The following is a 15649-nucleotide window of genomic DNA, read 5'->3' on the forward strand; positions in this document are numbered from 1 at the left end:
ACAGTCGTGATCGCAGCAGTCAGAGTGGTTTTACCGTGGTCAACGTGACCAATGGTACCTACGTTAACGTGCGGCTTGGTCCGCGTAAACTTTTCTTTAGCCATTTTACAAATTCCTCAGATTATTTTTTAGCTGCCATGATGGCATCAGCAATGTGCTTCGGTGCGATAGAGTAGTGCTTAAATTCCATTGAGTAAGTTGCACGACCTTGCGACATAGAGCGCAGAGTAGTCGAGTAACCAAACATCTCAGACAACGGAACTTCAGCTTTGACCATCTTGCCGCCAGCAGGATTGTCATCCATACCTTGCAAGATACCGCGACGAGAAGAGATATCACCCATGATATCACCCATGTACTCTTCTGGCGTCTCGATTTCCACAGCCATCATCGGCTCCAGAATCACCGGACCCGCACGACGCATTGCTTCTTTGAAGGCAATAGAACCGGCCAACTCGAAGGCGATCTGCGAAGAGTCAACATCGTGGTAAGAACCAAATGTCAGGCGTACTTTAACGTCCACAACTGGGAAGCCAGCCAACACACCAGACTTCAGTGTATTTTGGATACCCTTATCGACAGAAGGAATGAATTCGCGAGGAATTACACCACCCTTAATTTCATCGATGAATGAGTAGCCATTGCCTTCACCTGCTGGCTCGATAGTGATCGTACAATCACCGTACTGACCCTTACCACCAGACTGTTTGGCGTGCTTACCCTGAACATCAGCAGCGATTTGGGTAATGGTTTCGCGGTAAGCTACTTGTGGCGCACCTACGTTAGCCTCTACACCAAACTCACGCTTCATCCGGTCAACCAGAATCTCGAGGTGCAATTCACCCATACCAGACATAATGGTCTGGCCAGTTTCTTCATCGGTACGAACGCGGAATGATGGATCTTCTTTAGCCAAACGACCCAGCGCCAGACCCATTTTCTCTTGGTCAGCTTTGGTTTTTGGCTCAACTGCAACGTGAATTACAGGCTCTGGGAACACCATGCGCTCAAGCACGATAGCATGGTCTGGATCACACAGAGTTTCACCAGTCGTCACATCTTTCAAACCAATCGCAGCAGCGATATCACCAGCACGTACTTCATCGATTTCTTTACGATCGTTAGCATGCATTTGCACGATACGACCGATACGCTCTTTCTTGCTCTTAACCGAGTTCAGAACAGAGTCGCCTGAATTCAATACGCCAGAATAGACGCGGAAGAAGGTCAACTGACCAACATACGGGTCATTCATCAGTTTGAATGCCAGAGCAGAGAATGGCGCAGAGTCTGAAGCAGGACGAGAAGCTTCTTGCTCGCGATCATCCACACCTTTAACGTCTGGAATATCCAATGGCGATGGCAAGAATTCAATCACTGCGTCCAACATACGTTGAACACCTTTGTTTTTGAATGCAGAGCCACACAGTACTGGCTGAATTTCACACGCCAGAGTACGGGTACGCAGAGCAGCGATAATCTCTTCTTCGGTCAATTCGCCGGTTTCGAGATATTTGTTCATCAACTCTTCAGAAGCTTCGGCCGCAGACTCGACCATCTTCTCACGCCATTCTTGAGCAACTGAAACCAGATCCGCAGGGATATCGCCGTATTCAAACTTCATACCTTGCGATGCGTCATCCCAAATGATCGCTTTCATTTTCAGCAGATCAACAACGCCTTCGAATTTGTCTTCCGCACCGATAGGCACTACAACAGGTACCGGATTCGCTTTCAGACGAATTTTCATCTGCTCAACCGCACGGAAGAAGTTGGCACCTGAGCGGTCCATCTTATTCACAAACGCCAAGCGAGGAACGTTGTATTTGTTAGCTTGGCGCCATACGGTTTCTGACTGTGGCTGAACACCGCCCACAGCACAATAAACCATACAAGCACCATCCAGAACACGCATTGAACGCTCAACTTCAATCGTGAAGTCAACGTGCCCTGGGGTATCAATAATGTTTACCAAATGCTCTTGGAACTGCATACCCATACCTTTCCAGTAGGTAGTGGTTGCAGCCGAAGTAATGGTAATACCACGCTCTTGCTCTTGCTCCATCCAGTCCATGGTGGCTGCGCCATCATGCACTTCACCGATCTTGTGATTTACACCGGTGTAGAACAGGATACGTTCGGTTGTGGTAGTTTTACCAGCATCAATGTGAGCAGAGATACCAATATTGCGGTACCGCTCAATAGGGGTTTTACGTGCCACGGTTTAATCCTTATTGGAAAAACGTAATTAGAAGCGGAAGTGTGCGAACGCCTTGTTAGCATCAGCCATGCGATGCACTTCATCACGTTTTTTCATGGCGCCACCGCGACCTTCAGCAGCATCCAGAAGCTCACCCGCCAGACGCAGATCCATTGACTTCTCGCCACGTTTGCGCGCCGCTTCACGGACCCAACGCATCGCCAATGCCAGACGACGACTTGGGCGTACTTCTACTGGTACTTGGTAGTTAGCACCACCGACACGACGGCTTTTCACCTCAACGGCAGGTTTTACATTGCCGATTGCGGTGTTAAATACTTCCAGCGCATCTTTGCCAGATTTTTTAGCGATCTGGTCCAGTGCGCCATAAACGATGCGCTCAGCAACAGCTTTTTTACCGTCCAGCATTACAACGTTCATGAATTTAGCGAGTTCAGTACTACCAAATTTTGGATCTGGCAGAATCTCACGCTTCGGTACTTCTCTGCGTCTTGGCATAAATTTACTTCCTTAATGTGACATTCAGTTGGGGATACCCCGCGGACATCTATAAAGATGGCCACTTACTTGACAGCTTTTGCTCTGCGCTGCCGCACAGACCGTGCAAATTACGCCTTAGGACGTTTAGCACCGTACTTAGAGCGAGACTGCTTACGATTTTTCACGCCAGCCAAGTCCAGAGAGCCGCGTACGCAGTGATAGCGCACACCTGGCAAGTCTTTTACACGACCACCGCGAATCAGAACCACGCTGTGCTCTTGCAAGTTATGGCCTTCACCGCCGATGTATGAGATCACCTCAAAACCATTGGTCAGACGAACTTTACAAACTTTACGCAAAGCGGAGTTTGGTTTTTTTGGAGTAGTGGTATACACACGAGTGCACACACCACGCTTTTGCGGACACGCCTGCAGAGCAGGTACTTTGCTCTTAGCGACTTCCGCGACACGCCCTTTACGGACGAGCTGGTTGATAGTTGGCATTGTTTCTAACTTCCTACCGCGTTTAAATAAAAAACCCTTAGCTTGCGCAAGGGAATTGAGTTTCCAAAAGGAAACGCTGCGACCGGCATTTCACCTGTCGCAGCAAAAGACTTTGAATTATAAGGAACTTGACAAGAGAACGTCAACGCCTTCCGCGCAAGCGGAAGGCGTTCCTATTATTCAGCTGCTGTTTCACCTGCTGATTCGGCCATCACTTCAGCCGCAATTTCTGCAAACGGCATCAGAGCTTCCGCTTTGCCCTGCAGGCGCTTGCGGTTTTTGTGATACGCAAGACCTGTACCTGCCGGGATCAGACGACCCACGATCACGTTTTCTTTCAGACCACGCAGATCATCGATCTTACCCATAATCGCCGCTTCGGTCAGGACACGAGTCGTTTCCTGGAACGACGCAGCGGAGATGAACGAGTCAGTCGACAGCGATGCTTTGGTAATACCCAGCAGAATATTGTCAAACTTCGCAGGTTCTTTGCCCTCAGCCAACAGTTTGTCGTTCGCGATCAACACTTCGGCGCGCTCAACTTGCTCACCCAAGATGAAGTCTGAACCACCGGCATCAGAAATCACAACACGACGCAGCATTTGACGCACGATAACTTCAATGTGCTTGTCATTAATCTTCACACCCTGCAAGCGATAAACCTCTTGCACTTCATGAACGATATAACGTGCCAAGGCTTCGATCCCTTGCAGACGCAAGATGTCATGCGGATCAATCGGGCCATCCACGATCGTTTCACCGCGGTTAACCACTTGACCGTCGTGCACCATCACATGCTTATCTTTAGAAATCAGATATTCATGTGCAACACCCTCAAGGTCGGTCAACACCAAGCGTTGCTTACCTTTGGTGTCTTTACCAAAGCTTGCAGTACCCGTTACTTCGGCCAACATGCCGGCATCTTTCGGTGAACGAGCCTCAAACAGCTCGGCTACCCGTGGCAGACCACCGGTAATATCGCGTGTTTTCGCAGATTCTTGTGGGATACGGGCCAGAACATCACCCACACCCACTTGCTGGCCATCTTTCACTGTAATGATCGAACCAACTTGGAACGAAATGGTGACCGGGGTTTCAGTACCCGCCAGTTTGATCTCATTGCCAAACTCGTCCAGCAGTTTCACCAATGGGCGTACGCCCTTGCTCGAAGTGGCTTTCGCTTTCGAAGCAATAACCACCAGCGTTGACAGGCCAGTTACATCATCTACCTGTTTAACAACGGTCATCCCTTCTTCAACGTTTTCGAAGCGAACGGTACCCGCGTATTCAGTGATGATTGGGCGTGAGTGAGGATCCCATGTACCCAGCACAGCACCCGCTTTCACAGCGTCGCCGTCTTTTACAGTCAGCGTAGCGCCATATGGCACTTTGTGAGTTTCACGCTCACGGCCGTTGTCGTCCAGGACGATCACTTCCGCTGAACGGGCAATCACTACTGGCTCACCCTTAGCGTTAGTTACATAACGCATATTCGAGCTATAAGCAATCTTGCCGCCAGATTTCGCTTCAACCTGATTGGCTGCTGCCGCCCGTGATGCCGCACCACCGATGTGGAACGTACGCATGGTCAGCTGTGTACCTGGCTCACCAATCGACTGCGCCGCGATAACACCAACCGCTTCACCGCTATTCACCAAGTGACCGCGACCGAGGTCACGACCATAACATTTCGCGCACAGACCATAGCGAGTTTCACACGTCAGCGGTGTGCGTACCAGCACTTCATCAATGCCACGCTCTTCGATCACATCCACTGCATCTTCGCTCAGCATCACGCCGGCTTCGAAGATGGTTTCTTGTGTCGAAGGATCAACCACATCTTTAGCGACTACACGACCCAGGATACGGTCACGCAGGGCTTCAACCACGTCACCGCCTTGAACTACGGCCTTCATCGCCACACCATTTTTGGTGCCGCAATCGTCTTCAATAACCACCAAGTCTTGCGTTACATCGACCAGACGACGTGTCAGGTAACCTGAGTTCGCTGTCTTCAGGGCCGTATCCGCCAGACCTTTACGCGCACCGTGGGTCGAAATGAAGTACTGCAGTACTGTCAGACCTTCACGGAAGTTGGTGGTAATTGGCATCTCAATGATCGAGCCGTCTGGCTTAGCCATCAGACCCCGCATACCCGCCAGCTGACGAATCTGCGCTGCCGAACCCCGGGCACCCGAGTCAGCCATCATGTAAATCGAGTTGAACGATTCTTGCTCGTCCTGTTTGCCGTTGGCATCCAGAACTGGCTCTTTACCCAGCTGATCCATCATCGCCTTCGCGATTTGATCACCGGCACGACCCCAGATATCCACGACCTTGTTGTAGCGCTCGCCTTGCGTTACCAGACCTGAGCTGTATTGCTGCTCGATCTCTTTTACCTCTGCGTGGGCAGCCGCTAGCAACTCCACTTTCTTCGCTGGCACCAGCATATCGTCAACGCAAATCGAAATACCGCCACGCGTCGAGTATGAGAAACCGGTGTACATCAGCTGGTCAGCAAACACTACCGTGTCTTTCAGACCGCAACGACGGAATGAAGCATTGATCAGCTTACCGATTTCTTTTTTCTTCAGTGCTTTGTCGATGTGCGAGAAATCCAAGCCTTTTGGCAGAATTTCTGACAGGATCGCGCGGCCAACGGTGGTGTCACGACGCACCAAGCGGAATTCCCACTCACCGGCTTCGTTTTTCGACCATTGCTTAGTCCGCACAGAAACGCGAGTTTGCAGCGTAACGGCTTTATTTTGGTAAGCACGCAGCGCTTCAGACACGTCAGCAAAAATAGTCAGACGTTCGCCGGCATCGCTCAGGCGCTCACCTTTGGCATATTTTGCTTCGCGGGTCATGTAGTACAGACCCAATACGATATCCTGCGACGGCACAATGATCGGCTCGCCATTGGCTGGGGCCAGTACATTGTTTGACGCCAGCATCAGCGTCCGCGCTTCCATCTGCGCTTCGAGCGACAGTGGTACGTGAACGGCCATCTGGTCACCGTCGAAGTCGGCATTGAATGCCGCACATACCAGTGGGTGCAGCTGAATCGCTTTACCTTCGATCAGAGTCGGTTCGAAAGCTTGAATACCCAAGCGGTGCAGCGTCGGCGCACGGTTCAGCAGTACCGGATGCTCGCGGATCACTTCTTCCAAGATATCCCATACGACTGGCTCTTGGCTTTCCACCATTTTCTTGGCGGCTTTAATGGTTGTCGCAAGGCCCATCACTTCCAGCTTGTGGAAAATGAATGGCTTGAACAATTCCAGCGCCATCAGTTTTGGCAGACCGCACTGATGCAAACGCAGTGTTGGACCTACGGTAATTACCGAACGACCTGAGTAGTCAACACGTTTACCCAGCAAGTTCTGACGGAAACGACCGCCCTTACCTTTGATCATGTCGGCCAGTGATTTCAGCGGACGCTTGTTCGCACCAGTCATCGCTTTACCGCGACGGCCGTTGTCCAGCAACGAATCGACCGACTCTTGCAACATCCGCTTTTCATTGCGCACGATGATTTCTGGCGCACGCAATTCCAGCAGACGTTTCAGACGGTTGTTCCGGTTGATCACGCGGCGATACAGATCATTCAGATCGGAAGTCGCAAAGCGACCACCATCCAGCGGCACCAATGGACGCAGCTCAGGCGGCAGCACAGGCAGCACATCCAGAATCATCCACTCTGGCTTGATGCCTGAACGCTCGAAGGCTTCCAGCACTTTCAGGCGCTTAGCGATTTTCTTGATCTTGGTTTCAGAACCGGTGCTATCCAGCTCAGCACGTAGTTTGCTGATCTCTTGATCAACATCCATCGATTTGAGCAGCTCACGTACCGCTTCCGCGCCCATCATTGCTACAAACTCGTCGCCGTATTCTTCTACTTTGGCGAAGTAGTCTTCTTCAGTCAGCAGCTGTGCGCGTTGCAGCGGGGTCATGCCCGGCTCGATCACGATGTATGCTTCGAAATACAGCACGCGTTCGATATCACGCAGAGCAACGTCCAGCACCATACCTAGACGTGACGGCAGCGATTTCAGGAACCAGATGTGCGCCACTGGGCTAGCCAGCTCGATGTGGCCCATGCGCTCACGACGCACTTTTGACAGCGTGACTTCAACGCCACATTTTTCACAAATTACACCACGGTGTTTCAGGCGTTTGTACTTACCGCAAAGACATTCGTAGTCTTTGATCGGGCCAAAAATACGCGCACAAAACAGACCGTCACGCTCAGGTTTGAACGTACGGTAGTTGATGGTTTCTGGCTTCTTCACTTCACCAAACGACCATGAGCGGATTTTCTCAGGCGATGCAAGCCCGATCTTAATCGCGTCAAATTCTTCGTCTTGGGTGACTTGCTTGAAGAGTTCGAGTAAGCCTTTCATTCCAATATTCTCCAGTGAGGGCAATCAGGGTATTAGCTGCAAAGCTAGGCAGATCCTAGCCTGCAGCCCTATACCTCACAGCAATCAATAGGTTTCCAGATCGATATCGATACCGAGCGAGCGGATTTCCTTAACCAACACATTGAATGACTCTGGCATGCCAGCATCAATGCGGTGATCGCCCTTCACAATGTTTTCGTATACTTTGGTACGACCATTCACGTCGTCAGACTTCACAGTCAACATCTCTTGCAGGGTGTATGCAGCACCATAAGCTTCCAGTGCCCACACCTCCATCTCACCGAAACGCTGACCACCAAACTGAGCTTTACCGCCCAATGGCTGCTGAGTTACCAGCGAGTATGGACCGGTTGAACGGGCGTGCATCTTATCGTCCACCAAGTGGTGCAGTTTCAGATAGTGCATCACACCCACGGTCACTTTACGCTCGAAGGCTTCACCCGTACGGCCATCGTACAGTTGCATCTGCGTTTTGCTGCTATTGAAGTCAAGCTGCTGCGTGCGAGCGTCTTCGTCTGGGTAAGCCAGATCCAGCATCGCGCGGATTTCGCTTTCTTTCGCGCCATCAAATACTGGGCTCGCGAAGGTCATACCCTTGCGCAGGCCTTGAGCCAGATCCAGTACTTCAACATCAGTCAGACCAGCGATGTCTTCTTGCTTACCAGCGCTGTTGTAGATGCGATCAAGGTAGCTGCGTACTTGCTCCAGGTTTTGCTGATCGCGCAGCATCTTGTCGATGCGTTGACCAATACCTTTAGCTGCCCAGCCCAGATGCACTTCCAGAATCTGACCGATATTCATCCGTGACGGTACGCCCAATGGGTTCAGTACGATGTCGACCGGTGTGCCATCTGCCATGTATGGCAGATCTTCCACTGGCAGGATTTTCGATACCACACCCTTGTTACCGTGACGACCGGCCATCTTGTCACCTGGCTGCAGACGACGTTTAACTGCAACGTACACTTTCACCATTTTGATAACACCCGGTGGCAACTCATCGCCTTGGGTCAACTTACGTTTCTTATCTTCAAAACGCAGCTCGAACTCGGCTTTAGTTTGTGCGATCAGGTCTTTATTAGCTTCCAGCTGACGAGCGCTTTCTTCATCGGCCAGACGGATATCAAACCAGTCGTGCTTGTTCGCTTGATCGGCCAGATATTCAGCGGTAATGGTCGCGCCTTTAGCCAGCTTTTTCGGACCGCCGTTGGCAACTTTGCCCACCAGCATGTCTTCAATCCGCTTGAACAAGTCGGCTTCTACGATCCGCAGTTGGTCGTTCAAGTCTTGACGGTAGCGACGCAGTTGCTCATCGATAATCGATTGGGCGCGTTTATCACGCTCAATACCTTCACGCGTGAATACTTGTACGTCGATCACGGTACCGGTCATGCCTGAAGGCACGCGCAGCGACGTATCTTTAACGTCAGAGGCTTTTTCACCGAAGATGGCGCGCAGCAGTTTCTCTTCTGGCGTCAGCTGAGTTTCACCTTTAGGCGTTACTTTACCGACCAGTACATCGCCGGCTTCAACTTCAGCACCGATATACACCACACCTGACTCATCCAGACGGCCGAGCATACGCTCTGACAGATTGGAGATATCACGGGTGATCTCTTCAGGGCCCAGCTTGGTATCGCGCGCCATTACGCTCAATTCTTCGATGTGAATTGAGGTGTAACGATCGTCAGCAATCACCTTCTCGGAAATCAGAATCGAATCCTCGAAGTTGTAACCATTCCATGGCATGAAGGCGATGGTCATATTTTGACCCAGGGCCAATTCGCCCAAGTCAGTCGACGCACCGTCAGCAACCACATCACCCTTCGCCAGAATGTCGCCTTTCTTCACGATTGGACGCTGGTTTGTGTTGGTGTTCTGGTTAGAGCGAGTGAATTTAACCAGATTGTAGATGTCTACACCGGCTTCACCCGCGATCACCTCGTCGTTGTTCACGCGCACAACGATACGAGTGGCATCAACATAATCAACCACACCGCCACGCAGTGCAGTTACGGCAGTGCCCGAGTCGGTCGCACAAGTGCGCTCGATACCGGTACCTACCATTGGTTTTTCTGCACGCAGACAAGGTACGGCCTGCCGCTGCATGTTGGCACCCATCAAGGCACGGTTCGCGTCATCGTGTTCAAGGAACGGAATCAGCGATGCAGCAACCGATACGATCTGGCTAGGTGCCACATCCATAAACTGCACGCGATCAGGCGAAGCCAAGATGGTTTCACCGGCTTCACGGCAAGTCACCAGCTCATCGACCAGATTGTTGTCTGCATCGGTTTGGGCGTTCGCCTGAGCAATAACATATTTGCCTTCTTGAATCGCCGACAAATATTCGATTTCGCTGGTAACTTTGCCATCCACGACTTTGCGGTATGGGGTTTCCAGGAAACCATACTCGTTGGTGCGGGCGTAGCAAGACAGCGAGTTAATCAGACCAATGTTTGGACCTTCAGGCGTCTCAATCGGACACACACGACCGTAGTGCGTTGGGTGTACGTCACGTACCTCGAAGCCCGCGCGCTCGCGCGTCAGACCGCCTGGACCCAGGGCAGAAACACGACGTTTGTGCGTGATTTCTGACAGTGGGTTGGTTTGATCCATAAACTGTGACAGCTGAGAAGAGCCGAAGAACTCTTTCACTGCGGCGGATACTGGCTTGGCATTGATCAGATCATGCGGCATCAGATTGTCTGATTCAGCTTGCGACAGGCGCTCCTTCACTGCGCGCTCAACACGCACCAAGCCGGCACGGAATTGGTTTTCCGCCAACTCACCTACCGAACGCACGCGACGGTTACCCAAGTGATCGATATCGTCCACTTCCCCGCGGCTATTACGCAGCTCGAGCAAGATGCCAATCACGGCGATGATGTCTTCAGTCGACAGCACGCCAGGGCCAGTAATGCCCTTAGCACCTACGCGCTGGTAGAAACGACGTTGCCAACCCGGCGCTTTTTCATCCAAGCGATCTGGGTAAGCACGGCTATTAAACTTCATGCGACCTACGGCCGACAGATCGTAACGATCTTCGGCGAAGAACAGGCCATTGAAGAGCGCTTGCACGGCTTCTTCAGTTGGCGGCTCACCAGGACGCATCATGCGATAGATCGCAACACGGGCTTGCCATTCGTCTGCAGTATCATCGGTCCGCAGTGTTGACGAAATGAAGCCACCTTGGTCAAGGTCATTGATATACAGCGTGGTGATGGCTTTAACTTCGTTCAGATCCAGTTTTACCAACAGATCTTCGGTCAGCTCTTCATTGGCTTTGGCAATGATTTCACCAGTTTCTGGATTCAATACATCTTTCGCCAAGACGCGACCATACATGTAGTCCAGCGGGACTTGTACATGGGTCATACCCGCGGTATTGATATCGCGGATGGTTTTGGCGGTAATGCGCTTATCTTTCTGAACCAGTACTTTGCCTTCGTCAGTCACGATATCAAATTTCGCAACTTCACCACGCAGGCGATCCGGCACCAGTTCCCAGAAAATACCGTCTTCACCCAATTGGAAGGTATCGGTATCAAAGAATTCAGCCAGAATCTGTTCAGGGGTATACCCCAGCGCCTTGAGCAGAATGCTCACTGGCATCTTACGACGACGGTCGATCCGGAAGAACAGCAGATCTTTCGGGTCAAACTCGAAATCCAGCCATGAACCGCGGTAAGGAATAATCCGCGCCGAGAACAGCAGTTTCCCTGAGCTGTGGGTTTTACCCTTGTCGTGCTCGAAGAACACACCAGGAGAGCGGTGCAACTGAGAAACGATGACGCGCTCAGTACCATTGATGACGAACGAACCGTTCCGAGTCATCAGTGGAATTTCACCGAAATACACGTCCTGTTCTTTTACTTCCTTGATTGTTGGCTTGGATGACTCACGATCCATGATCACCAGGCGCACACGGGCGCGCAATGGCGCCGCAAATGTGATGCCCCGCTGCTGACATTCTTTCACGTCAAACGCGGGTTCACCCAGTGTGTAGTGCACGAATTCGAGGCGTGCATACTCATTGTGCGAAACAATCGGGAAAATCGAGTTGAACGCAGCCTGCAGACCGATCTCGCGACGCCCTTCTAAGGGCACGCCCAGTTGCAGAAACTCGGAATAAGAGTCGATCTGAGTAGCCAGCAGAAACGGTACTTCGAGGACACTTGCCCGCTTCGCAAAACTTTTACGAATGCGTTTCTTCTCAGTGAACGAGTATTTCATACTCATAAACTCTCCATGGGTGGGGCGCAATGGACAAACCGCAAAACGCCCGCTAACAAATCAGTTGTGAGCGGTTTCTGGTTTGTCTGCTGCTGGTGCTACTTACAAACATGCTGTAAGCAAGCGCAGTATACAAACGCAAAAGGGCAGACGGATTGCTCCGTCTGCCTGAACTACTTAGCTAGCTAAGGATTACTTAACTTCAGCTTGTGCGCCAGCTTCGATCAGTTTCTTAGCGATCGCATCAGCATCAGCTTTAGAAACACCTTCTTTCACAGCTTTAGGAGCGCCGTCAACCAGGTCTTTGGCTTCTTTCAGGCCCAGACCGGTAACTTCACGTACAACCTTGATCACGCCAACTTTTTGTGCGCCAGCGTCGGTCAGGATTACGTCGAATTCAGTTTTCTCTTCTGCAGCAGCAGCAGCGCCACCAGCAGCAGCTGGGCCAGCTACGGCAACAGCAGCAGCAGAAACGCCGAATTTTTCTTCGAACGCTTTAACCAGGTCGTTCAGTTCCAGTACAGTCAGCGCGCCAACCGCTTCGAGGATGTCTTCTTTAGTGATAGCCATTTGTAAATACTCCTGAAAATCTTTTCGGATTAATATAGTTAAATTGCGAAATTATGCTTCGGCTGCTTCGGTAGCAGGAGCTGCGGCGCCTTCGCCTTTTTTCTCTGCCAGCGCAGCCAGAGCGCGCGCGAAGCCAGAAACAGGCGCTTGCATAACGAACAACAGTTTTGACAGCAGTTCTTCGCGGCTTGGTACAGATGCCAGGGCGGCTACGCCAGCTGCATCCATTACTTTGCCATCATAAGAACCGGCTTTCAGAACGATTTTGTCGTCTTTTTTCGCGAAATTGTTCAGTACTTTAGCTGCAGCAACTGGGTCTTCAGAAATACCGTACACCAGTGGGCCAACCATTTTGTCGGCCAAATCGGCGAACGGAGTTCCTTGTACCGCACGGCGTGCCAGCGTGTTTTTCAGAACACGCAGGTAAACGCCTGACTCACGCGCTTCTTTGCGCAGTTGAGTCATGCTGGAAACCTCGATACCACGATATTCAGCGACTACGATAGTCTGGGCTTTGGCAACTTCTGCCGCAATCTCAGCTACGACCGCTTTTTTGTCGTCAAGATTAAGACTCAAGGTCATTCTCCATTAGTTAAGTTCAGCGCATTGTTGATGCGCCACCCAATCAAACGGCGACCAATATTCAGGAGACTAATAACTAAACTAGGTTCAGCAAAAAGCCTGCATTGGGAGCACCGTCTGCGTAGGCTGGTGTTTGGGCACCTTGATTAAGCCAGCCAGATGGCTGGCACCTACGGTCTTTGACATTCTGGGGCCTGAGCCCCAGCCCAAAGTCGGATTACAGGACAGACGAAGTGTCTACGCGAACACCCAGGCCCATCGTGCTTGATACGGCGATCTTCTTGAAGTACACGCCCTTAGAGCTAGCTGGTTTAGCTTTTTGCAGAGCATCAACCAGGGCTGCCAAGTTTTCACGCAGATCAGCCACTTCAAAAGAAGCGCGACCCAGAGTTGCGTGAACGATACCACCTTTGTCAGTACGGTATTGAACCTGACCGGCTTTCGCGTTTTTTACCGCTTCAGCAACGTTAGGCGTAACAGTACCTACTTTCGGGTTTGGCATCAGGCCGCGTGGACCAAGAATCTGACCCAATTGACCAACGATACGCATTGCATCTGGAGATGCAATCACCACGTCGAAATCAATATTGCCAGCTTTAACTTGTTCAGCCAGATCTTCAAAACCTACTACATCTGCACCAGCAGCTTTAGCTGCTTCAGCGTTAGCACCTTGGGTGAAAACAGCAACGCGTACTGATTTACCAGTGCCTTTAGGCAGAACAACAGCGCCACGAACAACTTGGTCAGATTTACGTGGGTCAACGCCCAGGTTAAATGACACATCGATTGATTCGTTGAACTTTGCAGTAGCTGCGCCCTTAACCAGAGCCAGAGCTTCATCAGCTGCGTACAGTTTATTGCTGTCAACAGAAGCACGCAGTGCTGCCAGACGTTTAGAAACCTTAGCCATTTACACGCCCTCCACTTCAATACCAATCGAACGAGCTGAGCCCGCGATGGTACGCACAGCCGCATCCAGATCAGCACCAGTCAGATCAGCCTGCTTGGTTTTTACGATCTCTTCCAGCTGAGCACGTGTCACTTTACCTACTTTGTCGGTATGTGGACGTGGAGAACCTTTAGTGATGCCAGCTGCTTTTTTCAGCAGGATGGTCGCAGGAGGCGACTTCATCACAAAAGTGAATGATTTATCTGCAAAAGCAGTGATCACCACTGGAATTGGCAAGCCTGGCTCAACACCTTGTGTTGCAGCATTGAAGGCTTTACAAAATTCCATGATATTCAGACCGCGCTGACCCAGCGCTGGACCGATTGGAGGCGAAGGATTTGCTTTACCAGCTGGCACTTGCAGCTTGATGTAGCCAATAATTTTTTTTGCCACAGGACTACTCCTTAAAACGGGTCAAACGCCAATGCGAACACTGGCTCCCCAACTCAACACCCCCGACATGCGGGGGCCTAGTTCATCAGGTTTTTTCTACCTGAGAAAACTCCAAATCGACCGGAGTGGCGCGACCAAAGATCGACACAGCCACTTTCAGACGATTCTTGTCGTAATCAACGTCTTCAACCGTCGCAGAGAAATCCGCAAAAGGACCATCGATTACGCGCAAAATCTCACCCACCTCAAAAGACACTTTGTGGCGTGGTTTTTCCGCACCATCCTGCACCTGCTGCATCATCCGCTCTACTTCTTTGAGCGGGATTGGCATCGGCTTGGTGCCTGTACCACCGATAAAACCAGTCACCTTTGGTGTGCTTTTCACCAAGTGCCAGCTATCGTCGGTCATTTCCATTTCAACAAATACATAACCAGGGTAGAACTTACGCTCTGAAACCGCCTTGCGGCCGCCCTTTACTTCCACCACTTCTTCTACCGGCACCAAGATCTGACCAAACAGATGCTCCATGCCAAGACGTGTAATTCGTTCAGTCAGCGCTTTTTGCACACTCTTTTCAAAGCCCGAATATGCATGCACTACATACCAACGCATTCCCATGCCTGATGCTCCGCCTTATTTACCGCGACCCAGCACGATATCGTAAAACACCCAAGCCAGGCCAGAATCCACAACCCACATGAACAATGCCAAAACCGCCACAAACAAGAACACAACCCCAGTTACCTGCCAGGTTTCCTTCTTGCTTGGCCACACAACCTTTTGCGCTTCTTTGATCGCATCGCGGGCGTAATCAACAAAACCGCGACCGGTCTCGCTAAACCACAGCACCGCAGCCGCAGCAGCTAGACCCGCAACTACCGACAAAGACCCGACAAAGGACTGCCCTGCGGGAACCAAATAAAAGCCAGCCACACCCAGCGCAACCAACGCGAGTGCCGCTACCAACTTCAGGCGTTCAATGTTTTGCATTACTTTCTGGCGACCCATAAAACAAAGCCGCCCCAAATCAAATTTGGAACGGCTCCGCTGATATCGTGGCAGGCGATGAGGGTCTCGAACCCCCAACCCCCGGTTTTGGAGACCGGTGCTCTACCAATTGAGCTAATCGCCTACGGAGAGGCGGAATTATAACTTAACTCCGCCAATTTTGCAAACTACTTATTCAATAATTTTCGCTACAACGCCGGCACCAACGGTACGGCCACCTTCACGAATCGCAAAGCGCAGACCTTGCTCCATCGCGATCGGGGCGATCAGCGTTACAGTGAT

General features: G+C 51.2%; 13 protein-coding genes and 1 tRNA gene. All 14 read right to left on the reverse strand.

Annotated elements, in window-relative coordinates; translation table 11 throughout:
• Positions 1-104: GTP-binding protein (locus G482_RS19330; protein WP_245575227.1), on the reverse strand; the 104-nt coding region annotated here is incomplete at its 3' end.
• Positions 105-121: 17 nt separating this feature from the next.
• Complete coding sequence (fusA, locus tag G482_RS0100985) at positions 122-2221, reverse strand: elongation factor G (RefSeq protein ID WP_028448454.1); 2100 nt, start codon at positions 2219-2221, stop codon at positions 122-124.
• A 27-nt stretch (positions 2222-2248) separates the two neighbouring features.
• A complete protein-coding gene (rpsG, locus tag G482_RS0100990; RefSeq protein WP_028448455.1) occupies positions 2249-2719 on the reverse strand; it encodes a 30S ribosomal protein S7 in 471 nt (156 codons plus the stop codon).
• Positions 2720-2829: 110 nt separating this feature from the next.
• Positions 2830-3204, reverse strand: a complete 375-nt coding sequence (rpsL, locus tag G482_RS0100995) for a 30S ribosomal protein S12 (protein WP_028448456.1) — start codon at positions 3202-3204, stop codon at positions 2830-2832.
• A 176-nt stretch (positions 3205-3380) separates the two neighbouring features.
• Complete coding sequence (gene rpoC / locus G482_RS0101000; RefSeq protein WP_028448457.1) at positions 3381-7607, reverse strand: DNA-directed RNA polymerase subunit beta'; 4227 nt, start codon at positions 7605-7607, stop codon at positions 3381-3383.
• A gap of 84 nt (positions 7608-7691) precedes the next feature.
• Entirely contained in the window at positions 7692-11864 is a 4173-nt protein-coding gene (gene rpoB, locus G482_RS0101005) for a DNA-directed RNA polymerase subunit beta (protein WP_028448458.1), read from the reverse strand.
• A gap of 192 nt (positions 11865-12056) precedes the next feature.
• Positions 12057-12434: a 50S ribosomal protein L7/L12 gene (gene rplL, locus G482_RS0101010; RefSeq protein WP_028448459.1), complete on the reverse strand. Its 378-nt coding sequence runs from the start codon at positions 12432-12434 to the stop codon at positions 12057-12059.
• A 51-nt stretch (positions 12435-12485) separates the two neighbouring features.
• A complete protein-coding gene (rplJ, locus tag G482_RS0101015; protein WP_028448460.1) occupies positions 12486-13010 on the reverse strand; it encodes a 50S ribosomal protein L10 in 525 nt (174 codons plus the stop codon).
• A 223-nt stretch (positions 13011-13233) separates the two neighbouring features.
• Complete coding sequence (gene rplA, locus G482_RS0101020; protein WP_028448461.1) at positions 13234-13926, reverse strand: 50S ribosomal protein L1; 693 nt, start codon at positions 13924-13926, stop codon at positions 13234-13236.
• Positions 13927-14358 (reverse strand): 50S ribosomal protein L11, encoded by a 432-nt coding sequence (gene rplK, locus G482_RS0101025; protein WP_028448462.1) that lies wholly within the window; start codon positions 14356-14358, stop codon positions 13927-13929.
• Positions 14359-14443: 85 nt separating this feature from the next.
• The gene (nusG, locus tag G482_RS0101030) at positions 14444-14977 is read right to left on the reverse strand and encodes a transcription termination/antitermination protein NusG (protein WP_028448463.1); all 534 of its coding nucleotides are present in this window, start codon (positions 14975-14977) and stop codon (positions 14444-14446) included.
• A gap of 15 nt (positions 14978-14992) precedes the next feature.
• On the reverse strand, positions 14993-15349 hold the full coding sequence (secE, locus tag G482_RS0101035) for a preprotein translocase subunit SecE (protein WP_028448464.1): 357 nt from the start codon (positions 15347-15349) through the stop codon (positions 14993-14995).
• Between the two features lie 66 nt (positions 15350-15415).
• Positions 15416-15491, reverse strand: a tRNA-Trp gene (locus G482_RS0101040).
• A 47-nt stretch (positions 15492-15538) separates the two neighbouring features.
• Positions 15539-15649, reverse strand: a 111-nt coding sequence (locus G482_RS19950) for an EF-Tu C-terminal domain-related protein (protein ID WP_084414411.1), incomplete at its 5' end; no start/stop codon positions are given.

This window comes from Chitinibacter tainanensis DSM 15459 (assembly GCF_000429785.1).
Lineage (GTDB): Bacteria > Pseudomonadota > Gammaproteobacteria > Burkholderiales > Chitinibacteraceae > Chitinibacter > Chitinibacter tainanensis.

Excerpts from the sequence above, each read along its gene's own strand:
- secE (WP_028448464.1), bottom strand. The coding sequence starts at position 15,349 with ATGCAAAACATTGAACGCCTGAAGTTGGTAGCGGCACTCGCGTTGGTT.
- rpsG (WP_028448455.1), bottom strand. The coding sequence starts at position 2,719 with ATGCCAAGACGCAGAGAAGTACCGAAGCGTGAGATTCTGCCAGATCCA.
- rpoC (WP_028448457.1), bottom strand. The coding sequence starts at position 7,607 with ATGAAAGGCTTACTCGAACTCTTCAAGCAAGTCACCCAAGACGAAGAA.
- rplA (WP_028448461.1), bottom strand. The coding sequence starts at position 13,926 with ATGGCTAAGGTTTCTAAACGTCTGGCAGCACTGCGTGCTTCTGTTGAC.
- rpsL (WP_028448456.1), bottom strand. The coding sequence starts at position 3,204 with ATGCCAACTATCAACCAGCTCGTCCGTAAAGGGCGTGTCGCGGAAGTC.
- rpoB (WP_028448458.1), bottom strand. The coding sequence starts at position 11,864 with ATGAAATACTCGTTCACTGAGAAGAAACGCATTCGTAAAAGTTTTGCG.
- rplL (WP_028448459.1), bottom strand. The coding sequence starts at position 12,434 with ATGGCTATCACTAAAGAAGACATCCTCGAAGCGGTTGGCGCGCTGACT.
- nusG (WP_028448463.1), bottom strand. The coding sequence starts at position 14,977 with ATGGGAATGCGTTGGTATGTAGTGCATGCATATTCGGGCTTTGAAAAG.